The organism is Streptomyces sp. NPDC005752 (assembly GCF_040630715.1).
In the GTDB taxonomy this organism is placed as follows: Bacteria; Actinomycetota; Actinomycetes; order Streptomycetales; family Streptomycetaceae; genus Streptomyces.
Genome location: NZ_JBEXYB010000035.1, coordinates 1 through 21,874, shown reverse-complemented (window position 1 = coordinate 21,874; position 21,874 = coordinate 1). Strand labels below are relative to the sequence as shown.

Sequence of the window (21,874 nt, the reverse complement as noted above, 5' to 3'; positions counted from 1 at the left end):
CCGATATCCGTGGCTCAGCGCGTCGTGGTCACGCTCTCCGACGACATCGACGGGGGAGAAGCGGCGGAAACGGTCACCTTCTCCCTGGACGGTAAGTCGTACGAGATCGACCTGAATCCCGCCAATGCAAAGAAACTGCGTAAGGCACTGGCCCCGTACGTGGCGGCAGGCCGAAAGCAGACAAAAACCGGCAAGCGAGGCAGGGCTCCGGTGTCGTACCACCACACGTCGATCGCCCCGGACCCCGCGGCCGTGCGCGCCTGGGCCCGCTCGCACCGCATGGAGGTGCCGGCCCGCGGCCGGATCCCCAAGAAGGTCTACGAGGCGTTCGACGCGGCCAGTTGAGGCCAGTGCCCGGAATGTTCCGTTCCGGGCCAACGCCGGCTGGCCCCCGGTGGGACACCTCGGGGAGCCGACTTGCACAACACCCCTGCAGGTCGGCTAGAGTCTGGAGCACGCCGAAGGGCAAGGCCGAAAAGCCGGGCCCGAAGCAGCGTGCGGGTGTAGTTCAGTAGTAGAACATCCCCCTTCCAGGGGGAAGGCGCAGTGTGCAATTCCTGTCACCCGCTCTGCACCGCCTTACCGGATCACTCAGTGGATCAGGTAGAGTGGTGAGCGCTCCACCGGTGAAAGCCGAGTGGTGGCAATGCGGACGTAGCTCAGTTGGTAGAGCGCAACCTTGCCAAGGTTGAGGTCGCCAGTTCGAACCTGGTCGTCCGCTCTTGATTCAAAGGCCCTGGTCGATATCGACCAGGGCCTTTGGCGTTTCCGGTTATCGACGCATGGCGCGCTTCATGAGCGGCAAAGAATCCGGAACGGCCGTCGCGGCTCCGTCGGAGCGGTGGTGACGGCCTCGGGACAGTGGTGATCCGAATCTCCTTCTACGGAACTCCCTCTCCCCATCTCCCGGCGGGCTCTTCGCGCCGTCCGGGGGCCGACGGAGTCACCACGGCCGGCCCGTGAGGCGCCCGGAGCGGGGCCGACGATGTTGGCCCCGACGACTTTCCCGGTGTTTGCTGGGCAGCGGTGGTTCCGACGGGATCCGAGTGGCTGAGCTCCGACGGGGCCGAGGGGGATGCGTGCTGTGTGGGTAGGGGCACAGGTGCGGCGCTGGAAGGGTCGCAACGGCTTCGACAAGATCGATCTGTATACGCGCGGCACCCTGCACTCCCTGGTCTGGATGTCGGTCGTGCCCCAGGCGCTGCTGTCGGTGACCGGGCCCGTGCGGGAGTCCGGCGCGCCTTTCGCGCTGATTGCCGGAACGGTCGTGGTGGCGATCGCCCAGGGATTCGTTTCGACCCCCCTGGTGGCCCGGTCCCTGGCGGCCTACCTGGGGCAGGGAAGCGTCGACCGGTCGTTGCCCGCGCTCGGGGCCGTTCTGATGCTCGCGAACATCGCGGGCCTCCTCGTACTCGGTGCGTACACCGGACCGGAGGAGTTTCCCGAGCTGCCGGTGGCCCTGTCCGCGGCCGCCATGCCGTTCACGACCTCGCTCGTCCTGATCATGCCCATGTGGGTGTCCTCCGTGGCCCTGGCCTGCCTGTCGGTGGGTGTGAGCGGCGGCACTTCACTGGCCGGCGGAAGCGGGCCCTTCGCACTCCAGACCTTCCTCGGGGTGGGCTTCGCCGTCGGACTGCTCGCCGTGACCGCGCGGATGTCCGCCTGGACCCTCGGCGTGATGTCGAAACTCCGCGAAGCCCAGGACGTGAGAACCCGGCTGGCGGTCGCCGAGGAGCGACTGCGGTTCGGACGGGACATGCACGACGTCCTGGGCCGGAATCTGGCGGTGATCGCGCTGAAGAGCGAACTGGCGGTCGAGCTGGCCCAACGCGGGAAGCCCTCGGCCATGGACCAGATGGCCGAGGTGCAGCGCATCGCCCGCACCTCCCAGCAGGAGGTCCGGGATGTCGTACGGGGATACCGGGAAGCCGATCTCCGTACGGAACTGCTGGGGGCCCAGGGGGTCCTGCGGGCGGCCGGCATCGAGTGTGCGGTCCACGGCGACGGCGGACGGTTGCCCGCCCAGGTGCAGTCGGCGCTCGGCTGGGCGGTGCGCGAGGCAGCCACCAACGTGCTGCGGCACGGCGATCCCCGGCGGTGTGACATCAGGCTGGAGACGGTGGGGGACGGTATCCGGCTGGTGGTGGAGAACGACGGAGTGACGCCGGTCCGGGCCGGGGCCACCGGCGGCGGTTCGGGGCTGCACGGGCTCCGGGAACGGCTGGCCGCGGTCGGTGGTTCGCTGGAGGCGGGACCGGCCGGCGACGGGCGGTTCCATCTGACCGCGGACGTCCCGCTGCCCACGCCGCAGAGCACCTCACCCGCCGCGCCTGCGAACGGATGAGCCCGCGCCGGATCCCCCGTCCTGGCCCCGGAGGCACCGGGCGCGGGCGGTGTGAAGGTCGCCACATCACTGCGGGCGGCACCGTCCGGCTGCCGGACCATGACCGTGACGAGTCACGCCCGCCCGGAAGCCCGGGGGAGGGCTCCGCCCTTCCACAGCCAACCCGCACCGCCTCAACGCCCCCATCACGAAGTGCGGCTGGAGTAGTGGGCCGTCTCTTTCGGATCATGATGTGGCGGCATCCCACTCCGCTTGCAGCCAGCCGAGTTGCGCCTTGCTGAGCGGAGGTGCGAACCCTTCGGGGAGCAGGAGCGTGTGCGGCTGAGGCCACATGCTTTCGGGCCCGTGCTCCTCACAGTGCAGAGCCACGAGATGTGGTCCCTCCCCGCAAGCCTCGCGTTGGTAGAAGCGGTCATGCGCCTGGCAGAAGTACGAGAACACCGTGCAGTCGTCCTCGCCAGTCGGCTCGTGGAAATCGGGATCCCGGACGATCAGGGTCACTGGTTCCTGACGGTTGAACCGGGGGATGGGGCGAGGATCGCTCCACAGCAGTCGAGGGGGAAGCACGCGATCATTCTGCGCCCAAGGGGACTTCGAGTCAGCGCTTGGACCAGGCGAAGATGCCCGGCGTCCCGGTCGAAGGCCGGTGGCCTGCCGCCCCGGCTGCCGCGGCGTCTGCGGTTGACGTCAGTCAACGACACAGATCAACCGACGATCAGATGGTCCGAAGGAAGGGGCCTGGAGGACGAAAGCCCTCGTGCGGCAGTGCGTCTCGACCACGAGAGAGGTTGGGTATAGTAGGCAGCGCGCCACGGCGCATGCGAACGTAGCTCAGCTGGTAGAGCGCAACCTTGCCAAGGTTGAGGTCGCGAGTTCGAACCTCGTCGTTCGCTCCACACAAGAAGGCCCCGGTCCTCGTGACCGGGGCCTTCTTCCGTCAGCTCCCCTCGACCGGCCACCTGAGGCCGGTGAGAAGCTCGTACGCCTCCAGGTACTTGGCGCGGGTCGCGTCGATGATCTCCTGCGGCAGCGGCGGGGGCGGCTGCTCGCTGTGACGGTCCCAGCCGGAGGCCGGCGACGTCAGCCAGTCGCGCACGAACTGCTTGTCGTAGGAAGGCTGCGCCTTCCCGGGCTCCCATGCCTCGGCCGGCCAGAAGCGGGAGGAGTCCGGCGTCAGCACCTCGTCCGCGAGGATCAGCTCCTCTCCCCCGTCCGCGGTCGGCGCGAAGCCGAACTCGAACTTGGTGTCGGCGAGGATGATCCCGCGCTCACGGGCGACGTCCCGGGCACGGCCGTAGACGTCGAGCGTCGTCCGGCGGAGCGCCGCCGCCGTCTCGGGGCCGACCTCCCGGGCGACCTCCTCGTACGACACGTTCTCGTCGTGCTCTCCGACCGCGGCCTTCGTGGCCGGGGTGAAGATCGGTGCCGGGAGCTCGGAGCCGTCGACGAGGCCCTCGGGCAGCGCGAGGCCGCAGACCGTGCGGGTCGCGTCGTACTCGGTCAGGCCGGAGCCGGTCAGATATCCGCGCGCCACGCACTCGACCTGGACCATCCGCAGCGAGCGGCAGATCAGGGTCCGGCTGGCCCAGTCGGCGGGTGCACCGGCGGGAAGCTCGGCCGACAGCACATGGTTGGGAACCAGGTCGGCGAGCTGGTCGAACCACCACAGCGACAGCTGGGTGAGCACACGGCCCTTGTCCGGAATCTCGCTGGGCAGGACCCAGTCGTACGCGGACATGCGGTCGCTGGCGACCATCACGAGGTCACCCGCCTCGTTCCGGTACAGGTCGCGCACCTTGCCGGTGTGCAAGTGGGTGAGCCCCGGCACCTGCACGGGCTCGGGCTTTTCTACGAAACCGGACACGCTGCCTCCGCGTAGGTTGATCCAGGAGTCGTTCCGATTGTCCCGCATGCGAAGGAGCCGCGCCGCCAGGGGTCGCACCGTGGGACAGGGAGCGCGATCCGCGGCGGGTCCGCGGACCGGCGCGATCCGCGTCGTCATCGTCGGCTTCCTCACTCGGCGACGCAGGGCCTGCGCCCACCCACGCAACCGCCAGGTGGAACCGCGCGGTCGGAAAGCCCCACGGGCTCACGTCCGCAGCAGCATCATGGACCGTTCGCGTACGGCACCCGGGATTCAGTCCCGCTTGCAGATCCGGTCGAGCAGATTCGCCGTGGCCCGCTGGATACGGGGGTCGACATGGCCGGGGCGGTCCAGCGCGGGGGACCAGGCGAAGGTGCCCGAGGCGAAGACGAGCGCACCCGACGGGGCGCGGTACAGCGAGGTCTCCTGGTGCCGGGTGGCCCCTTCGCCGTCCGTGTACGGAGAATGCGCGAGCAGCATGCGGCTCTCGTGCTCGGGCAGGGCCGTGCGTGGGAAATAGCGGTCGGCCTCGCCTGCGACCAGGCCGTCGATCTCGTCGCCCTCCGCCGCCCCGGTGGCTTCCCACAGCCAGTGCCCGGCGTTGCGCACCACCAGCGGATGAGGGTCGGGGACCCGGCCCGCGTACTGGATGCCGAGCAGTTGCTGCTCCGGGCGGTCGATCTCACGCCACAGCGCGGACTTCCCCGGGCCACGGCGCTTGCGGCAGGTGAGCAGGCGGTCCGGGCTGCCGGAGGGGGACGGGCCGAGACCGACCTGCCAGTACATGGTGTTCGCCGAGAGGAAGACGAGCGAGGTGCCGGAGTCCCTGGCGAGCTCCGCCGTGCGGCGCATCGGCACCGACCAGTACTCGTCGTGGCCTGGGAAGACCAGGCCACGGTAGCGACTGGGGTCCACACGGCCGGCGTGCAGGTCGCGGGCGTCGGCGTACGCGAGGTCGTAGCCGTAGCGCTCGGCCCAGCGGATGAAGTCGTAGGCGTGGCCGACGTGGAGGGGCAGGCCCGCACCCGCGTACGGACGGTCGAAGGAGATGGTGACGGCGGCGTCCTCCTCGCCCAGCAGCCGGCCCCGCTCGTCCCAGGCGTGGTAGAGGCTGGCGCCCGTCCGGCCGTCCTCCGGATAGAGGTTGTAGGCCTGCCAGGTGACATCGGGCAGCAGGAGCAGCAGATCCGCCGGATGTTCGTCCCGGACCGTGAAAGGGACGTGCGAGCGGTGGCCGTCGGCAGTGGTCAGCACGGCGACGTATGCGCCGACCGACCAGTAGCTGGGGATCTGCAGCCTCCAGGAGAGCCACCAGTGATGGCAGGAGACGGTCCGCTCGGCCGTCATCGGCGCCGGCTGGACGATGCCGGAGAGACGGGGGCTGGTGGTGATCTTGGCGGCTCCGTCGCCCGCGTAGTGCCCGATGCGGTAGACGTCGACGGAGAACTGCTGAGGCGGGTCGACGGTGATGTGGAAGTCGATCGCCTCGCCGGGCGCCGCGGCGCCGGGGGACACGAAGCCCTTGATCTGCTGCCGGACGTCGTCGGCGGTACGCGTCCCGCCGCCCGTTCCTCCGCGGCCGAGCTCGGGGGCCGCGTACCAGGGGACGACCTGGCCCGTGTCGTCGAAGTAGTGCTCGCTGCCGCGCAGCCAGGGCAGCGGTCCCTGCCCGAAGGGGTCGCTCACGGCATGCGCGAGGGCACCCGATTCCCACCGCCGGATCTGCTCCGCCCCCATACCGCTCCCCTCCCTCGTCCCCCGGCACGTCCTGTGCGCCGGACGCCGACGCCGCCCTCAGCACATCACATTACGCACGCACTCCGTCACCGTTCGTCGCGAATCGGCGCACCCGGAGCCGGATTCTCCGTACATCGCCGGAACATTCCGCACATTTAGCCATCTATGTGGACGGACGGCCGTGCAGTCGGCGGATCGTCGGCCGCGCTCTCAGCCCAGGCGCACGGGTTTGTCGGTGCGCACTCCCACCGAGGTGAGCCAGGAGAGCAGCGGCTCCGAGTCGCCGTCCTCGACCAGCGTGAGGACGGGTGCGCCGAGGTCCGACCTGCGGCCGCCGTCGACCAGCAGCGCGGGGCCGTCGAGCCAGTCCAGTCCGGGCGCCGCCCCCGCCGTGTCCACGGCCGCGCAGCAGACCATCGCCACGACGTGGTCGGCGAGCAGCTCCGTGCCCGTACGAGGCGGCTGGAGAGGGAAGAGCGGGAGCGGCACGGGCCCCCAGAGGTCGAGGTCGTCACCGCCCACGCCCTCCTGCCCGGTACCGCCACCGGAGGCCCTGGGCCGCGGCGTCGCCTTCTCCTCGTCGCGGGCCACGGCGGCGCCTATCCCGGCCGCGAGTGCCTCGCTGTCCGCGCCGGGTGTGGTGAGGTGGTCGATCACACGCGCCAGCGTGGGCACCGTGGAGCCGTCGGCCGCTGACGCGTCCGGTGCGCCCACGGAGACGTTGACGGCCACACCCATCGCGTCGAGCACCCGGTGCAGGCGGGCGGCCTCGGTACGCCACTTCCGGTCCACGACCTCCTCCGGATAGTGCTGCCAGTCGACGGGGGACCAGCCGGGTCCGGGCTCCGTCGGCCCGCCGTGGAAGAGCCGGGCGGCCAGCAGCGAAGCCGCCTCGTCGGCCGCGCCCGGCTCCTCGATCAGATCGCAGGCGGGGCGCTCCCCCAGCCGGGACGTGAAGCCCTCGGCGAGCCGGTCACGCCGGGAGAGCTCGGTCAGCGCGGAGACGACCCCGGCGTCGAGCCGGGAGGGCCAGCGCCCCATCCGCCATGCGGGCAGCGCGACCCGGGTCAGCAGCCGGTCCCAGCCGGCGTAGGCCAGGCCCACCTGCTCCTGGGCGGCGATCCGCAGCCCGTAGTCCACCTCCTGCGCACGTCCCGAGGCCGCGGCGGCGACGCAACGCTCCATCTCCGCCGCGTGATCGCGGCAGCCGCGCAACAGCATGCGGGCGATCCACCCCACGAAGGCGGCGGGAAGCCCGCGCACGCGGCCCCGGCCGGGCAGGGAGGCATCGGCGACCGCGGCGTCCAGCCCGCGGACGAAGCGCCGGGCGGCGGCTATGTCGGGGTGCGCGGCCGGGCCGGTGCCCGCGACGACCGGCGCGAGAACCGCTCTCAGCTCGGCGACCCTCATCCACCACAGGAAGGGGGAGCCGATCACCAGCACCGGCGCTGCGGGAACCCGTCTCCTCCGCCGGACCCCCGCGATTCCCGGCTGCGCGGCGGGATGCGTACGGTCCTCCAGCCAGCTGTCGCAGTCGGGCGTCAGCTCCACGGCCGACGGCACCGGGACGTCGAGCCGGTCGGCGAGGTCACGGACCAGCCGGTAGAGATCGGGGGCAGCGGTCTCGGCGAGGGGCACGGTCGGGCTGACCGCGGGCCGCGCGCGGGCCACCACGACGGCGACCCCTGCGGCGAGCAGCAGGACCACGACGGCGCAGGCCGTCACGGCCCAGCTGACCGTGGACCACACCCCTGCGATGCGCCCCTGGGCGCTCGCGACGAGCAGCACCACGGCCGCGGCCGCAGGCAGGATCGCCAGGGCCGAGGCCCTGCCACGGATGCGCAGCAGAGCGACGGCCCTGGCCCGCGCTGCGTGCGCACCCAGCTCCTCAACCGAACCGGTACCGGACACGGCTGGACGTCACCCCCTCTGCCCCCGCGACGGTGTTGGTCACTCCCCCACTGTGGCACCCGTCACCGACATCGCAATGCCGGTGAGCCAAGTGCCGGAATGCCTGCGCCGCACCCTAGTTGGGGCCTCGGCGGGCGTCATCCGGATGGCCGAGCCGTCACCCGATGGAATGGCTTTGGGCAAAGCTGCTGACGGGTCGGCGCCCAGCGGTTCAGTGATACCGCGGCCCCGACCGGGTGCACGGGCAGAGCCCGCACGCCCGCGTACGGAGGGATGCCGGACACGCCTGTGCCCGGCACCTCCCTGGAGGGCCGGGCACACGGGGACGAAGAGGTTTCAGGCTTCTTCGGCGGCCTTGCGGGCGATGTCCGTACGGTGCTGGGAGCCGTCGAGCCGGATTCGGCCCACCGCGGTGTAGGCACGCTCACGGGCCTGTGAGAGGTCCTTGCCGCTCGCCGTGACGGAGAGCACGCGTCCCCCGGCGCTGACGACCGCGTCGCCGTCCTGCCTGGTGCCGGCGTGCAGGACGAACGCGTGCGGTGCATCCTTCGCCACGACATCCGCGAGGCCCTCGATGGGGTCTCCGGTGCGAGGCGTTCCCGGGTAGTTGTGCGAGGCGATGACCACGGTGACGGCCGCGTCCTCGCGCCAGGTCAGCGGGGGCAGGACGTCCAGGGTTCCGTTGGCCGACCCGAGCAGGATCCCGGCCAGCGGCGTCTTCAGCCGGGCCAGGACCACCTGCGTCTCGGGGTCGCCGAAGCGGGCGTTGAACTCGATGACCCGTACACCACGCGAGGTGATCGCGAGGCCGGCGTAGAGCAGCCCGGAGAACGGGGTGCCACGGCGCCGGAGCTCGTCGACGGTCGGCTGCAGGACGGTCCGCATGACCTCGTCGACCAGCTTCGGGTCGGCCCACGGGAGCGGGGAGTACGCGCCCATGCCGCCGGTGTTCGGGCCCTCGTCGCCGTCCAGGGCGCGCTTGAAGTCCTGGGCGGGCTGGAGCGGCAGCACCGTCACGCCGTCGGTGATCGCGAAGAGGCTCACCTCGGGTCCGTCGAGGAACTCCTCGATGACCACACGGTCGCAGGCCAGGGCGTGGGCACGCGCGGCCTCGACGTCGTCCGTGACGACGACGCCCTTGCCGGCCGCGAGACCGTCGTCCTTCACGACGTACGGAGCGCCGAAGGCGTCCAGGGCCTCGTCGATCTCTTCGGGCGTCGTGCAGACGTAGCTGCGGGCGGTCGGGACGTTGGCACCGGCCATGACGTCCTTGGCGAACGCCTTGGAGCCCTCCAGCCGGGCGGCCTCGCCCGAGGGGCCGAAGCAGGGGATACCGGCCGCACGCACGGCGTCGGCGACACCGGCGACGAGCGGCGCCTCCGGGCCGACGACCACCAGCTCGGCGCCCAGCTCGGTGGCGAGGCGCGCGACGGCATCGCCGTCGAGTGCGTCGACCGGGTGCAGTTCGGCCACCTCTGCGATTCCGGCGTTGCCGGGGGCGCAGTACAGAGCGGTGACATCGGGGTCGAGGGAGAGAGAGCGGCACAGGGCGTGTTCGCGGGCGCCGCCGCCGATGACGAGGACCTTCACGGGGTGCAGCCTAGCCGCCGGGGGCCGGGGGTCTCGACGGGCGCCGGTCCGTGGACAGCCCGGGGAGGGGATACGGGTCGCGGAGTCCGCTCCGCGTCGTCGACCCGCCGTCCACCGGTGTCCCGGACACCCGTCGTCCGTGCCGCGCCCCCGGGCAGCGGGTCGGTGGCCCGCTACTCGTTGGTGAACTCCTCGACGACCGTGGCGCCGAGCTCCCGGACGATCAGGTCGTGCCCGGAGAGCGCGGAGTCGACCAGATCGGGATCGTCCGCCTCGGCGGTGTCGTCCTCGGGCGCGACCGACCGAGGCGGCTCGGGGGCCGCCCGGTCGTAGGAGGACTGCTGCTGCTCCGGCCGCCCGGGCTGCTGCGGCGGGGGCTGCTGCGCCGCCGGCGGAGTCTGCTGTGCGGGGGCGGCCGGCCGGGACTCGTACGACGGAGCCGGCGGCGCGGGCGGAGGCTGGTACGGGGCGGCAGGAGGCCTGCCGCCGCCTCCGCCGCCCTGCGCGGGCTGGCCGCCACCGCCCGACGGGTCGACGACCGCGTCGACCCGCCACTTGGCGTTGAACTGCTCGGCGAGGGCCTGCTTGAGCACCTCCTCGCTTCCGCTGCTCGAGAAGGTGTCGCGAGCCCCGGCGTTGAGGAAGCCGATCTGCAGGGTGCTGCCGTCGAAGCCGGTGACCTGGGCGTTCTGGCTGAGGAGGATCCAGGTGAACCGCCGGCGGTTCTTCACGGCGTCGAGGATGTCCGGCCACATGTTCCGCACCTGGGCGGCGCCCTGCGCCATGTCCTGACCGCCGGCCGCGGGTGCCTGAGCGACGGGAGCCGGGGCGGCCGGGGCAGGGGCGGCGGCCGGCACGGGAGCCTGCGGTACGCCGCCACCGGGTGCGGAGGCTGTCGGCCAGCCGCCGGGCCGGCGCGCCGGTTCCGCACCGCCCGCCCCACTGCCGGCACCGGCCGCCGAGGGCCAGGCCCCGGGGCGCTGGCCTGCGGGCGCCTGGGGCTGGGGCTGCTGGGCCTGGGGCTGGGGCTGGGCCTGGGCCTGGGGCTGGGGCGCTTCCTGCGGTGCGGCCGGCTGGGACTGCTGGAACTCGGGACCAGCAGCCGCCTCCGCAGCCCGGGCCGCGGCGGGGCCTCCGACGCCTCCCGCGCTTCCGGCGGGCATCCCGACACCCGCTCCATGGGCCTCCGGCCCCGGTGCGTACCCCAGGGCGGGGCCGGGGCCGGCCGCGGCGAATGACGCGCCGCGCTCCAGCCGGTCCAGCCGGGCCTGGAGCGAACGCTCGTCGTCGAAGGCTGCGGGCAGCAGCACGCGGGCGCAGATCAGCTCCACCTGGAGCCGGGGCGAGGTCGCCCCGCGCATCTCGGTGAGCCCTTCGTTGACCAGATCGGCCGCGCGGCTCAGCTCCGCGGCGCCGAAGACGGACGCCTGTGCCTGCATCCGCTCCACCACATCGGCGGGGGCGTCGATCAGCCCCTTGTCCCCGGCATCCGGCACGGCGGCCAGGATCACCAGGTCACGCAGCCGCTCCAGCAGGTCCGCGACGAAGCGCCGGGGGTCGTTGCCGCCCTCGACCACCCGGTCCACGACCTCGAAGGCCGCCGCCCCGTCACCCGCCGCGAAGGCGTCCACGACGGAGTCCAGCAGGGAGCCGTCCGTATAGCCGAGGAGCGAGGTCGCCATGGCGTATGTCACACCGTCGTCGCCCGCGCCGGCCAGCAGCTGGTCCATGACGGACATCGAGTCACGCACGGATCCCGCGCCGGCGCGGACCACGAGCGGCAGCACACCGTCCTCGACGGAACTGTTCTCCTTGCCGCACACCTCGGCGAGGTAACCGCGCAGCGTCCCGGGCGGAACCAGCCGGAAGGGATAGTGGTGCGTACGCGACCGGATCGTGCCGATGACCTTCTCGGGCTCGGTGGTCGCGAAGATGAACTTGAGATGCTCCGGCGGCTCCTCGACGACCTTCAGCAGGGCGTTGAACCCGGCCGGGGTGACCATGTGCGCCTCGTCGATGATGTAGATCTTGTACCGACTCGAGGCGGGCCCGAAGAAGGCCTTCTCCCGCAGGTCACGGGCGTCGTCGACGCCTCCGTGCGACGCGGCGTCGATCTCGATCACGTCGATCGAACCAGGCCCGTTGCGCGCGAGGTCCTGGCAGGACTGGCACTCCCCGCAGGGCGTGGGTGTGGGGCCCTGCTCGCAGTTCAGACAGCGCGCGAGGATGCGCGCGCTGGTCGTCTTCCCACAGCCGCGCGGTCCGCTGAACAGATACGCGTGGTTGACCCGGTTGTTCCTCAGGGCCTGCTGCAACGGGTCAGTGACATGCTCCTGACCGATGACCTCGGCGAAGGACTCGGGGCGATAGCGGCGGTACAGCGCAAGGGACGACACACATACGAGGTTATCGGGGCGGACCGACAACCGGCCCCGCCCCGGGCATCGCGCCCGGCGGGACACCACACCCCGGACACGCAAGGGCCCCCCACGCACCCGCCAGAGCCAACCTACCCTTGCTGCCTTCCGGCCCTGGGGGAGTTCAGTCAGATAGCGCCACGTGAGGGGCTGACGCCCACCTTAGCCGATCCCCGCCCCCTGCCGTCCACCCGCTCCCCGGTCCCGCACCTCCGGAGGACGGTCCGGAACGATCTCCGGCGAACGTGTTCGCGAGCACCCTCCAACGTCTTGTATTGTTTGCCGCGGAGGATTCGCCTAGTGGCCTAGGGCGCACGCTTGGAAAGCGTGTTGGGGGCAACCCCTCACGAGTTCGAATCTCGTATCCTCCGCCATTGCTCTCACCGGGCAATACGTCGAAGGCCCCCGATGCTCGCAGCGGGGGCCTTCGACGTTGGTGGTCTCAGTTGCTCCGCGGTGATGCGTTGGCTCGGTTGCTAGTCCGCTCTCCTCCGCCGTGCACCCCCTCAAGGCCGACGAGCCAGAGCGCGCTCTCGTTTGACCATGGGTGCGAGTGGATGTCGATCCCACGAGGCCCACGAGCCTGATGCCCTACAGATGGAACAGATCACTCCGTTGAGCACGAGCGCCCCTGTGGATAACTCTCGTGGCCGAAATCCTCCCTAGTAGTGTCAAGACGTGGCCACTCCCCTGTTCTTCGACACCGCCCTCCACACCCTCCCCTCGGTCCCCGAGGAGGCCGTGGAGCACGGCGAGGTGTTCACACGGCGCTGGGTCGTCGATCTGATCCTCGACCTCGTGGGCTACACATCTGACAAAGCCCTCTGCGACCTGAAGCTCATGGAGCCGGCCTGCGGGTCAGGAGCGTTTCTAGGAGCCGTGGCTTCGCGGATCAGCGCATCCTGCCGCGAGCAGAACCGTCCCATCACTGACGCAAGCGGTGCCGTGCGTGCGCTCGATCTGCTGGAGCGCAACGTCCGCAGGAGCCGCGAAGTCGTCGAGAAGCACTTGGTCGACGACGGCTGGAACCCCAGAGATGCCCAGCAGGTGGCGGCGGCCTGGGTCGAGCAAGGTGACTACCTACTCCAGCCCGAAGGGACCCAGCACGCGGACTACGTGGTCGGCAACCCGCCCTACATCCGCCTGGAGGATGTCCCGGCGGACAGGATGGCTGTCTATCGTCACGCGTGTCCCACCATGGGCGGCCGCGCAGACGTCTACGTCGGCTTCTTCGAAGTCGCCCTTCGAAGCCTCGGGGCAGGCGGACAGCTGGGCTTCATCTGCGCGGACCGTTGGATGCGCAATCAGTACGGCCGGCAGTTGCGCCAGCTGGTGACCAAGAGCTTCAGCATGGACCTGGCTCTGGTCATGCACGATGTCGACGCCTTCGACGACCAGGTCTCCGCGTACCCCGCCATCACGCTGATCAGCAAGCGGCCCCAAGGCACCGCTGTGGCAGCGGACACCACGCGAGCCTTCGGTGCTCCTGAGGCCACCGCCTTCGCACGCTGGTACGCGACCGACCAGACAGAGTCGGTCACGACACAAGCGTTCCAGGCCGCTCGGATGCCGCACTGGTTCCCGGACGAGGACTCCTGGCCAAGTGCTTCACCTGCACGACTGGCAGTCCTCGAGGAACTGACAGAGCGCTTCGACCTGCTTGAGAGCAAGAAGTCCGGTACCCGAGTCGGCATCGGCATCGCCACGGGAGCGGACAAGGTCTTCCTCACCGACGACGACACGTTGATCGAAGACGACCGGCTCCTGCCGATGGCCATGGTCCGTGACACCACGAGCGGCATGCTCAACTGGAACGGCACCTACCTGGTCAACCCCTGGACGGCCAACGGCGATCTGGTCGACCTCGCCGCGTATCCCCGGCTTGCCAAGTATCTCGACGAACACGAAGCCTCGTTGCGCAAGCGCTACGTGGCGGTCAAGCAGCCACACCGCTGGTACAAGACCATCGACAAGGTCGACCACGCGCTGACTCGGCGGCCCAAGCTGCTGCTCCCGGACATGAAGCTGACGATCCATCCGGTACTCGACGAGGGCGGACTGTACCCTCACCACAACCTGTACTTCATCGTCTCGGACGTCTGGGACATGCGCGTACTGGGTGGTCTGCTGCTCTCCAAAGTCGCAGAAGCCTTCGTGGAGGCGTACGCAGTCAAGATGCGAGGGGGGACCCTCCGCTTCCAGGCTCAGTACCTCCGCAAGATCCGCGTACCTGACCCTGCAGCGATCAGCGAGCGGGACCGAGAAGCCCTGTCGGCAGCTTTCGACAAGCGAGACGTGAGGGCTGCCACGGAGGCCGCCCTGCGCGTCTACGGACTTGCCGAGCTTCCTGACTAGGAGAACAGATCTTGACGGTCACCCGCCAGGACTTCGAGGACGCGATAGCGACCTACTGGGGCGCCAAGCAGTTGCAGCGGGAGCAGTCCGCGATCAAGGCTGCGGTCGGCGCCGGCACAGCCGGATCCGTACGCGGTGGCAAACACTTCGATGCGATCGCGATCCTCCTGTCCAAGTTCTTCCTCGAAGCGGGCTACCCGCCCGAGAGCATCCGGGTCACCAAGAAGCAAGGTCTGGAACTCCCTGGTTACTACCGCCCCCAGAAGCAGTGGGACCTCGTAGTGGTTCACGAGGGTGTGCTGGTTGCGGCGTTCGAGCTGAAGGCACTCGGCGGGCCGTCGTTCGGAAATAACTACAACAACCGGGTTGAGGAAGCGCTCGGCAGCGCGGTGGATCTGCGACGGGCCGCCTTGGCTGAGCTGTATCCGAAGGAGAAGCCCTGGCTCGGCTACTTCTTCATCATGGAGGACGGCAGCGGATCGCGGAGACCGGTCAGCATCGCGGAGGGCGCGCTGCCTGCCGATTCAATCTGGCACGGCACTTCGTATCAAGGCCGATTTGGGATCTTCTGTGAGCGCCTTGTGGCCGAGCAGCTGTACGACGCCGCTTGCTATGTCACATCCTCAGCCGAGGACCCCAAGCCCGTCGAACTGGTGAACAGCCTTGACTGGCGGCACTTCTCGGCTGCCATAAACGCCCGCCTCACGTATCTGAAGGAGCTCGGGCTTCCCTGCTAGGAAAAAGGACGAGCGGGCCCCGACCGATCTGGTCGAGGCCCCGCATTCGGATGCCTTCGCAGGGGCGAGGTCCCTAACCTCGATCTTGCTTGACGGTCCGCCGCGGAGTCGGTCGGCCGTTTCGTGTGGTGGGTAGAGGGTGCAGGTCGGGGGCCCAAATGTCGTCTCGGGGTGGCGCGGGGTTCCACTGCTCCGGGTGAAGGGCTCGCGTGGGAACGGGGAGACCTGCTGGTCACCCGGGGTTCGGTAGGAGAGCGAGCCGTTCGAGGGCGTCGATGATCACGTGGGTCCAGGGCCAGTGCCGGCCGGAGGCGGGGGTGTGCGTGTATTTCGTCTCACGGCGAGCCGCCGACGGGGCCGCCGGGGGTCGTCCCACCGGCCGGGGGAGCAGGCACGGGTCGGGGTGGCATGGCGCGGCGCGGGCGCGGGAAAAGGCGGCGGGCGCGGCCCCGGGGGCGAAGGTGCGCTTCCACCGCGGCCATGTAGCGTTCGCGGACATCCGCCAGCGCCCGCAGGTCGATCACCGACGTCGGGATCACCATCGCCGTGTCGTCCGCCCCTGGGGGCGAGAGCCACGCATCCTTCATGCTCTGCCCGGCCACCGTCCGCGTACGGGCGACGAGTTCGTCATACGCGGCGCCCACCTCCGGAGCCTCGAAGCGGACCCACGCCTCGTGCCAGGTCAGTCTGGACTGAATCTCTCGCAGCTGCTCCGACAGGCGGACCCGCTCCTCGGCGGCAGCGTCCGCGCGGCGGCGCCGCACGGCGTAAGCCATCTCCGCGTACTGGATGCTCGCCTCGTACGCGCTCGCGAACAATTCCTGCTTCCGCTCCTGCAGCTGGGCGCGACGGCCAATCCGCGCCTGGAGGCCGAGGACGAGGCCGGTCACGAGTGCGGCGAAAACAGCGGCGTAGGGGCCGAAGACTTTGATCGCGTCAGCCAATGATGTGGTCCTGTTCGTCGAGGCCCGGCGAACCGTGGCCGTGGGGTGCTTCGAAGCCCGGCCAGATGTTGGTGGCGCGATAGGCAGATTCCCATCGCAGATGGCGGACGATGATCGCGACGAGGACCCGCCCGCCGTCACCGGGCGACCAGCGGCGCGAGGGCGCGTCCTTCGGGTACCAGAGGCAAAGGGAACCGTCGGGGTTGCGGTGAGCGGGGCAGTCGGGTCCGCGTGCGTGGACGCGAGGGAATGCCGGATCGCTGGCGGCGAAGGCGATCCGGAGACTGTGTGAGGGCAGGATCCGAACGTGCGGGTAGACCTGGACAGTGAAACCGGACGCGAAGTCGGCAGGTTTGTCCACCTCGCGCGCGTCGAGCCCCGTTGAGCGCATCCCGGTCAGCAGCTCGGCGCGGGCCATCGGACGTGCGAACCAAGGACGCCGCGCAGGACGCCCGTCACCCCTCAACGGCCGTGTCCTCCCGCCACGAGCGCGTCTTCGGGATGAGCAGGCTCGCACCCGCGAGACCGAGGCTGGCAGTGGTGCTCAGGGGAGAGGACGCGGCGGAGAAGGCGCGCTCACGTTCACGCATCGTCTTGGGGAAGAGGTACTCCAGGACCTCCGCCACCGTGTCTACATCGTCGGGGTCGGCTATGGCCTTCGCGAGCCTGTCGGCCGCGACCCGTAGCCGTCGCTCGGCATCCGCGTCGGGGATCAGCGGCTTGAGGTCGGGCGAGACGGAGCGCGGATCCTTGGTCGACTCGCCGCGCTGAAGGCGCAGGGTGGCCTTCAGCAGCACCGTGTGGACGGCGCTGACGAGGCCCATTCTCGGCTCGACGAACTCGTAAGCCCAGACGGAGAGTTGGTGTGAGGAGAAGCCCGGCTTCGCGGCCTGAGCATTCCACGCCTTGAGGATGCGGATGGCGCGGCGCCGGGTGCGCCGCAGGGCGTCGGCGCCGGACGTCAGCAGCTCTACGTGGCCCTGAGGGTCGCTCGCACTCCATGCCTTTGCGGAGCCCGGGGCCTGCTCCAGGTCGGGGATCCACAGCCCGCGCCCATCACGGCGGCGCAGCGCCACGATGAGATCGACCGTGACATCCGTGCCGTTGACCGGGGCGCCGAAGTGAATCTTGAGGCCCCGCCGGGACGTGCACACCCGCGCCTTGGGGTAGAACGGGGTGCGCTCCGGGTCGCGGAGCTTCGGGCCGATGAACGCGACAAGTTCGTCGGTGATGGTGTGTGGAGCCTCCCCTTCTCCGTCAGGACCAAGCTCCGGGTGCTGGACACGGTCCAGGATGATCCCGCCGTCCCCATCGCTGACGGCTCCCGCGTGCGGCTGAATGTGGGTGCGAACGGGGATCGAACCCGAGCTGTACGACATACGGCCCTCGGGGTGCTGCTCGGCCAACCTGCGCGCCAGCACCAGACGTTCGCGCGTCGCCGCGAGGACGTCGGGATCTACGTTGATCAGAGTAAGCAGGTCGTCGAACTGATTGTGCAGATGCGCCATGACCGTTCCTTGCGGGCGAGGGTGCGGTGCGTGGACAGACAGCCGGCACGGGTGTGTACCGTGCTCCGAGTCTGACGCACGCCACTGACAACGCCCCCGTTCTGAGCGGGAGTCACAGCCCAGCGCGGCCCGGTCGATAAGACGGTCACCGAGGTCAAGGACCGGCGCCGCCAGGTCTCACGACTCCCCAGAGTCATCGGGTTCTTCCTTGCCCTGGGTCAGGATCCGGCCTCCGACGAAGACCACAGCCAGAGCCAGCCCGGAACCGACACCGACCATGACCTTCTTCAGTAGACCGTCCACGTGGCGCTTGTGCTCAGAGTCCTTCTGAGAAGCAAGTCTTGCCGTTTCCTGTATGAGTTCGAGGAGGTGCTTCCTCTGTTCCCAGGTCAGGTCGCCTCTGTGGAGTTCTCGCTCGAAGATCACGCGGTTCTCCCGGAGGGCCTGGTAGACCTGATCCAGGCTATGCCTGCCGTCCGCGAGAGTGGCCTCGTGGGCCTTCTCGATGGCTCCGAAGGCATCCGTGGCGAACTTCCTGAACTCGGGGAACTGTTCGACGATCTTCATGGCCACTTCGGTGTCCATGTCAGGCATCATGGCCGCGAACTTGACCGCTTTCTCCTTGGAGAGATGCCTCCAGGTGTCGATCCCGAGCGCGCGCATGATCTCGGCTTCGTTCTTGTACTTCATGCCGTGGGGCCTCCATCGCTCTTCGCAGCGCGTTCTTCCGCGCTGCGGGCCGTTAACTCTGCCCATCGCCGTACGTGGCGGGATTACGCGCCCGGTCCACAGCCTGTGCGCACGCCTCCCCGTAGGCCGACGAGACCGCGTTCTCGTCCGTGCCCCGCACGTGGGCCTCGATCTCCTGGCCTGGCCGACGAGAAGTGTGCCAGCGGACTGGCAGGTCCGTGTACAGATCGGGCTCGAAGTCCCAGGCCCATGTTGACCATCGGGCAGGACTCCCGACGTTGAGCCGTTCACCTCCCGTCAGGAACACGGCATGAGCGTGGTGCACCATTCGGCGGTCGGGAACCTCATGGCGGATGAGCTGGGCTCCACCTCCCGCCTCGGCCTCCCAGTGTTCCCGCCCCATCTCCTCGACCTGTACAGCCTGGTCTGGCCGGTCCTCGCTCCACTGGGCAATCACTTGCTCCGCGTGCTCGCGGGCGGCGAAGGCCAGGCGTCGGCCGCCAAGGTCAGCGAGGTAGACAGCTGAGTCGACCGAGGCAGGGCCGGAGCGCACGGCGGCACGGGAGCCAACCTCCTCCGCGGCGTCCGCAGGCACGGCCCAGAGCAGGGCTCCGATCTTGGCAGCAGTCTGCTGCAGGACGGGGCCGGTCATGTGCTGGTAGCGGCGGCGCATCCGTGAGGACTTGCCGGGCTCCCAGCCCATGATGCTGTCGACGACGGCGTCGGAGATCCCGAGGATGAGCAGGACCGTGGCCGCCGTGTGGCGGGCGTCGTGAAGGCGGCCGTCGCGAACCCCCGCAGCCTTCAGTAGGTCCTTCCACCGGTGAAAGTCGGTGTTCGGGTTCAGGGGTTCGCCGACCGGCGAGGTGAAGACGTACTCCTTCTCCGTCCAGAGGTCACGAGCGAGAGCGCGCTCTCGGCCCTGCTCCTCCTTGTGCCGGCAGAGCAGGGTCATCAGCTCGTCAGGAACGCCGATTGGCCGCTGCCCGGCCCGTGACTTCACGCTCTTGGTCTCGCGCCGAACGTTGATCTTCTGCGGGCAGAAGCCGGGCTTGCGCCCGCAGCGGTTGCCGCAGCCGTGCTCGTAGCGGGGCCGCAGGCGTCCTCGTCGGACGCGGATGACCCCGAGCTCGAAGTCGACGTCGGTCCACTGCATACCGAGGACCTCGCCCTGACGGAGACCGAGCGCCAGGGCAATGACCCAGCGGGCCGCATTGCGGTGTTTCCCTGCCTCCGCCAAGAGGCGCTGTACCTCCTCGACCGAGTACGGCTCGACTTCGTCCTCTTCGAGGCGTGGGGCCTTCGCGATCGTTGCCTGATTCCGGATGGCGTGCCCTCGGCGCACGGCCTCGTTGAGAGCGGTACGGAGGGTGCGGTGTACCTGGTGGGCGGTGCCTGCGGCGCTGCCGGTCTCCTGCATCTTCTTGTAGAAGCGCTCCAGGTGTTCCGGCTCCAGCTTCTTCAAGCGGTGTGCACCGAGGCCGGGGATGAGGTGGTGATTCACCGCGACGCGGTAGCCGTCGATGGTGTTCTCGGAGACGTTCGGCGCGGCAATGTTTTCGACCCAGTGGGTAAGCCAGGTCTCCAGCGTCCAGCTCTGTCCGGCCTTGCGGACCGAACCCTTGTCTCGTTGCCGCTCCAGCTCCCGTACGACCTTGGTGACCTCGGCTCGGGTCTTGCGGCTGACGTGACGGCGGTCGGGCTTGCCGTCATCTTTCACGCCGACGGTGACACGGCCATGCCAGCGGCCGTCCTTGCCGAGATAGATGCTGGAAGCTCCGTTGGGCTGACGGCTATTCGCCGACTCGCCCCGAGTCATGCTGCGGCCCCAAAGTCGCTGGCCGTGAGGCGCCGAGCCAGGAAGTCGTTCACCGCCTCTACTGGTATGCGGCGCAAGCTGCCGATCTTCACCGAGGCGATCTCGCCGGAGGTGACGTACTCGTACAGCTTCGTGCGGCCGATGCCGATCCGTCGCGCGGCCTCGGCGACGGTGAGGGCGACAAGGGTGGTCTCGTCTTGGGCGGGCCTACGTTCGGAGATCAGGTTCCGCAGGTCGTCCTCGGGGACGTCCAGCAGGTCGGCTATCAGGGCAAGCGGAAGTTCGCTTCGGTGCAAGGGAGGGTCCTCTCCTGGCAGGCCACGGGACGGCGAATCCCGGTAGGCCGGCGAGTCGTTCAGGGATGGGCGTGAAGAGAAGGAACCGGAGACGGCAGGCCCTCGCTGTTCGTAGCAGCGAGGGGCCGAGTCAGCTCTGTTCGGACGGCGCGTCCATGCGCTCGCCGAGATAGCTGCGAAGCCGAGTTGGCGCTCCGAGGTGGTGATGGAACTCGCCGTTCGAGGCGATGGTCAGCTCGTGGGTCAGCAGAGCCTTGACCATGTCTTCCTGGTTGGGATTGGCGTCCGTGTACGCCGCGAGTTCGTCCTGGATCCGGCGCATGTCCTTGCCCAGGGCCCGCCATTCCTTCCATCTCGCGACATAGTCGCCGACGAGACGACGGACCAGCGGGTTGGCGAGCTGGCCGGGGGGGCTGGTCAGCTCGTCGAAGGTCAGGTCGAAGACCTTGCAGAAGCCGAGCGCCTCATCGAGGTTGACCCGGCGGCGGGGCTTGCCGCTCTCGATGCGCCAGATCGCGGACTGGTTGACCGGGTGGCCAGCGTCTGCCATTCGCTCGGCCAGCGTGACCGTGCTCCACCCGCGTGCCTCGCGTTCGAGCTTGATCCGCTCCGCGACATGCTCCTCGGCTGGCGGCCGGTCCGGCCCCGCGCGGGAGGCGCCTTCGTCACTGCTCATCACTGCACCTCCTTGCTGGGGCCCGACGGACAGCCGGGGCGATGGTGAAAACTAAACACCATTCCGGAGCCAAATGCAACCGTTGCGCTTCCGAAAACGTCAGGTACTGTAGACGTCCGCCCTCGAACGGCGGTGAACGCAAAAAGCCCCCGACGCTACGAACGTCGGGGGCCAAGCACGAACTCTCGTAACCGCCCATCCCTGAACGATTGACCCGCGTGGCCTGGGATTCGCCGTCCCGTACGGCCCGCAAGTTGAGGAGCTCAATGTCCAGTATGGACGAACCCCGGCCGACCGCGCCACACCTCGCGGGAACCGGCCGCCAGCCCACGGCCGGCGACCTCACCGCGGTTCCGCCGCACGACGTCGACGCCGAGGCCGCCGTGCTGGGGGCCTGCATGCACAAGGGCGCGGTGATCGACGAAGTACGCCTGCTGCTCGACGCAGCCGATTTCTACCGCCCCGCACACGAGACGGTCTGGCGTGCAATCCTCGCCCTGCACAGCGAGGACAAGCCGACCGACCCCATCGTCCTGTCGCACCAGCTGCGCGCCCAGGACAACCTGGAGCGGGTCGGCGGTGTGGTGTACGTCCACCAGCTCGCCGACGCCGTGCCCTCCGCCAGCAGCGCCGCCTACTACGCGGGCATCGTGCGCACGATGGCCGACCTCAGGCGTCTGCGCGCCTCCGGCATCCGGACCGCTCAGCAGGCGATGGAGCCGGGCGCCGATCCGGATGCCATCCGCAGCGAGGTAAAGGCAGAGGTCCAGGCGGAGCGCGAGCGTGCGCTGGTCTCGGGACAGGGCCGACTCTCCCGGTTCATCACCGACGGATGGCGCTTCGTCACCGAGACCGGCACTGACACCGAACCTCTCTGGGGCACTAGGTGTACTGCCCTGTGAGGTTGGGGACGCGGCTGGCGGGTGGTTGGCCCTTGAGTGCGGTGTGTCCGCGGTGGTGATTGTAGGTGTGGAGCCAGGCGGGGT

Annotated in this window: 18 protein-coding genes, 4 tRNA genes, 1 other RNA gene and 2 pseudogenes; 10 read left to right on the top strand and 15 right to left on the bottom strand. The window is 69.5% G+C overall.

Going from position 1 to position 21,874, the window contains the following annotated elements:
- The first annotated feature begins 9 nt into the window (after window positions 1-9).
- The 5 genes and pseudogenes from ABZ441_RS26185 to ABZ441_RS26165 all read left to right on the top strand — a co-directional run.
- A complete protein-coding gene (locus ABZ441_RS26185; protein WP_358978474.1) occupies window positions 10-345 on the top strand; it encodes an Lsr2 family protein in 336 nt (111 codons plus the stop codon).
- Between the two features lie 152 nt (window positions 346-497).
- Window positions 498-569 (top strand) — tRNA-Gly (locus ABZ441_RS26180).
- Between the two features lie 79 nt (window positions 570-648).
- Window positions 649-721, top strand: a tRNA-Gly gene (locus ABZ441_RS26175).
- A 381-nt stretch (window positions 722-1,102) separates the two neighbouring features.
- Window positions 1,103-2,344: a sensor histidine kinase gene (locus ABZ441_RS26170; RefSeq protein WP_358978472.1), complete on the top strand. Its 1,242-nt coding sequence runs from the start codon at window positions 1,103-1,105 to the stop codon at window positions 2,342-2,344.
- An 18-nt stretch (window positions 2,345-2,362) separates the two neighbouring features.
- A pseudogene (locus ABZ441_RS26165) lies at window positions 2,363-2,470 on the top strand (DNA-binding response regulator); the annotation flags it as partial.
- 99 nt (window positions 2,471-2,569) lie between these two features.
- Here ABZ441_RS26165 and ABZ441_RS26160 read toward each other — a convergent pair.
- Window positions 2,570-2,845, bottom strand: coding sequence for a hypothetical protein (locus tag ABZ441_RS26160; protein ID WP_358978470.1), 276 nt, complete (start codon window positions 2,843-2,845; stop codon window positions 2,570-2,572).
- Between the two features lie 319 nt (window positions 2,846-3,164).
- Here ABZ441_RS26160 and ABZ441_RS26155 point away from each other — a divergent pair.
- Window positions 3,165-3,240 (top strand) — tRNA-Gly (locus ABZ441_RS26155).
- A gap of 41 nt (window positions 3,241-3,281) precedes the next feature.
- Here ABZ441_RS26155 and ABZ441_RS26150 read toward each other — a convergent pair.
- From ABZ441_RS26150 to ffs, 6 genes are all read right to left on the bottom strand, one after another.
- Window positions 3,282-4,208, bottom strand: a complete 927-nt coding sequence (locus ABZ441_RS26150; protein WP_358978468.1) for a phosphoribosylaminoimidazolesuccinocarboxamide synthase — start codon at window positions 4,206-4,208, stop codon at window positions 3,282-3,284.
- A gap of 273 nt (window positions 4,209-4,481) precedes the next feature.
- Entirely contained in the window at window positions 4,482-5,945 is a 1,464-nt protein-coding gene (locus tag ABZ441_RS26145; protein WP_358978466.1) for a N,N-dimethylformamidase beta subunit family domain-containing protein, read from the bottom strand.
- 210 nt (window positions 5,946-6,155) lie between these two features.
- Complete coding sequence (locus tag ABZ441_RS26140; RefSeq protein WP_358978464.1) at window positions 6,156-7,856, bottom strand: hypothetical protein; 1,701 nt, start codon at window positions 7,854-7,856, stop codon at window positions 6,156-6,158.
- A gap of 336 nt (window positions 7,857-8,192) precedes the next feature.
- The gene (gene purD / locus ABZ441_RS26135) at window positions 8,193-9,446 is read right to left on the bottom strand and encodes a phosphoribosylamine--glycine ligase (protein ID WP_358978462.1); all 1,254 of its coding nucleotides are present in this window, start codon (window positions 9,444-9,446) and stop codon (window positions 8,193-8,195) included.
- Between the two features lie 173 nt (window positions 9,447-9,619).
- Window positions 9,620-11,842: a DNA polymerase III subunit gamma and tau gene (locus tag ABZ441_RS26130; protein ID WP_358978460.1), complete on the bottom strand. Its 2,223-nt coding sequence runs from the start codon at window positions 11,840-11,842 to the stop codon at window positions 9,620-9,622.
- Between the two features lie 79 nt (window positions 11,843-11,921).
- Window positions 11,922-12,018: signal recognition particle sRNA small type (ffs, locus tag ABZ441_RS26125), an RNA gene on the bottom strand.
- 131 nt (window positions 12,019-12,149) lie between these two features.
- Between ffs and ABZ441_RS26120 the strand changes: the two genes are divergently transcribed.
- The 3 genes from ABZ441_RS26120 (at window position 12,150) to ABZ441_RS26110 (ending at window position 14,955) form a co-directional block, all read left to right on the top strand.
- Window positions 12,150-12,237: transfer RNA gene (locus tag ABZ441_RS26120), tRNA-Ser, on the top strand.
- Between the two features lie 304 nt (window positions 12,238-12,541).
- The gene (locus ABZ441_RS26115) at window positions 12,542-14,218 is read left to right on the top strand and encodes an Eco57I restriction-modification methylase domain-containing protein (RefSeq protein WP_358978458.1); all 1,677 of its coding nucleotides are present in this window, start codon (window positions 12,542-12,544) and stop codon (window positions 14,216-14,218) included.
- Between the two features lie 11 nt (window positions 14,219-14,229).
- Window positions 14,230-14,955 carry a PaeR7I family type II restriction endonuclease gene (locus tag ABZ441_RS26110; protein ID WP_358978456.1) on the top strand — a complete coding sequence of 242 codons (726 nt, stop codon included), beginning with the start codon at window positions 14,230-14,232 and terminating at the stop codon, window positions 14,953-14,955.
- Window positions 14,956-15,290: 335 nt separating this feature from the next.
- On the opposite strand, the gene ABZ441_RS26105 is transcribed toward ABZ441_RS26110, so the two are convergent.
- The 7 genes from ABZ441_RS26105 to ABZ441_RS26075 form a co-directional block, all read right to left on the bottom strand.
- Window positions 15,291-15,899, bottom strand: coding sequence for a hypothetical protein (locus ABZ441_RS26105; protein ID WP_358978454.1), 609 nt, complete (start codon window positions 15,897-15,899; stop codon window positions 15,291-15,293).
- Window positions 15,892-16,317: a hypothetical protein gene (locus ABZ441_RS26100; RefSeq protein WP_358978452.1), complete on the bottom strand. Its 426-nt coding sequence runs from the start codon at window positions 16,315-16,317 to the stop codon at window positions 15,892-15,894. The genes ABZ441_RS26105 and ABZ441_RS26100 overlap by 8 nt, the downstream gene beginning before the upstream one ends.
- A gap of 37 nt (window positions 16,318-16,354) precedes the next feature.
- Window positions 16,355-17,407 (bottom strand): hypothetical protein, encoded by a 1,053-nt coding sequence (locus tag ABZ441_RS26095; RefSeq protein ID WP_358978450.1) that lies wholly within the window; start codon window positions 17,405-17,407, stop codon window positions 16,355-16,357.
- A gap of 177 nt (window positions 17,408-17,584) precedes the next feature.
- The gene (locus ABZ441_RS26090) at window positions 17,585-18,097 is read right to left on the bottom strand and encodes a hypothetical protein (protein WP_030594937.1); all 513 of its coding nucleotides are present in this window, start codon (window positions 18,095-18,097) and stop codon (window positions 17,585-17,587) included.
- Window positions 18,098-18,149: 52 nt separating this feature from the next.
- Window positions 18,150-19,916, bottom strand: coding sequence for a site-specific integrase (locus ABZ441_RS26085; RefSeq protein ID WP_358978447.1), 1,767 nt, complete (start codon window positions 19,914-19,916; stop codon window positions 18,150-18,152).
- Window positions 19,913-20,212: a helix-turn-helix domain-containing protein gene (locus tag ABZ441_RS26080; protein WP_358978445.1), complete on the bottom strand. Its 300-nt coding sequence runs from the start codon at window positions 20,210-20,212 to the stop codon at window positions 19,913-19,915. Before ABZ441_RS26080 ends, ABZ441_RS26085 begins: the two co-directional genes overlap by 4 nt.
- 130 nt (window positions 20,213-20,342) lie before the next feature.
- Window positions 20,343-20,888 carry a helix-turn-helix transcriptional regulator gene (locus ABZ441_RS26075; protein WP_355287967.1) on the bottom strand — a complete coding sequence of 182 codons (546 nt, stop codon included), beginning with the start codon at window positions 20,886-20,888 and terminating at the stop codon, window positions 20,343-20,345.
- A 266-nt stretch (window positions 20,889-21,154) separates the two neighbouring features.
- Between ABZ441_RS26075 and ABZ441_RS26070 the strand changes: the two genes are divergently transcribed.
- A complete protein-coding gene (locus tag ABZ441_RS26070; protein ID WP_358978442.1) occupies window positions 21,155-21,790 on the top strand; it encodes a DnaB-like helicase N-terminal domain-containing protein in 636 nt (211 codons plus the stop codon).
- Here the strand turns inward: ABZ441_RS26070 and ABZ441_RS26065 are convergent.
- Window positions 21,771-21,874 (bottom strand): annotated as a pseudogene (locus ABZ441_RS26065) (IS481 family transposase); the annotation flags it as partial. The gene ABZ441_RS26070 and the pseudogene ABZ441_RS26065 sit on opposite strands and share 20 nt — an antisense overlap.

What these genes read in the sequence shown, in the direction of transcription:
- ABZ441_RS26145 (WP_358978466.1), bottom strand. Translation starts at nt 5,945, where the DNA reads ATGGGGGCGGAGCAGATCCGGCGGTGGGAATCGGGTGCCCTCGCGCAT.
- ABZ441_RS26100 (WP_358978452.1), bottom strand. Translation starts at nt 16,317, where the DNA reads ATGGCCCGCGCCGAGCTGCTGACCGGGATGCGCTCAACGGGGCTCGAC.
- ABZ441_RS26095 (WP_358978450.1), bottom strand. Translation starts at nt 17,407, where the DNA reads ATGGCGCATCTGCACAATCAGTTCGACGACCTGCTTACTCTGATCAAC.
- ABZ441_RS26090 (WP_030594937.1), bottom strand. Translation starts at nt 18,097, where the DNA reads ATGAAGTACAAGAACGAAGCCGAGATCATGCGCGCGCTCGGGATCGAC.
- ABZ441_RS26085 (WP_358978447.1), bottom strand. Translation starts at nt 19,916, where the DNA reads ATGACTCGGGGCGAGTCGGCGAATAGCCGTCAGCCCAACGGAGCTTCC.
- ABZ441_RS26075 (WP_355287967.1), bottom strand. Translation starts at nt 20,888, where the DNA reads ATGAGCAGTGACGAAGGCGCCTCCCGCGCGGGGCCGGACCGGCCGCCA.
- ABZ441_RS26070 (WP_358978442.1), top strand. Translation starts at nt 21,155, where the DNA reads ATGTCCAGTATGGACGAACCCCGGCCGACCGCGCCACACCTCGCGGGA.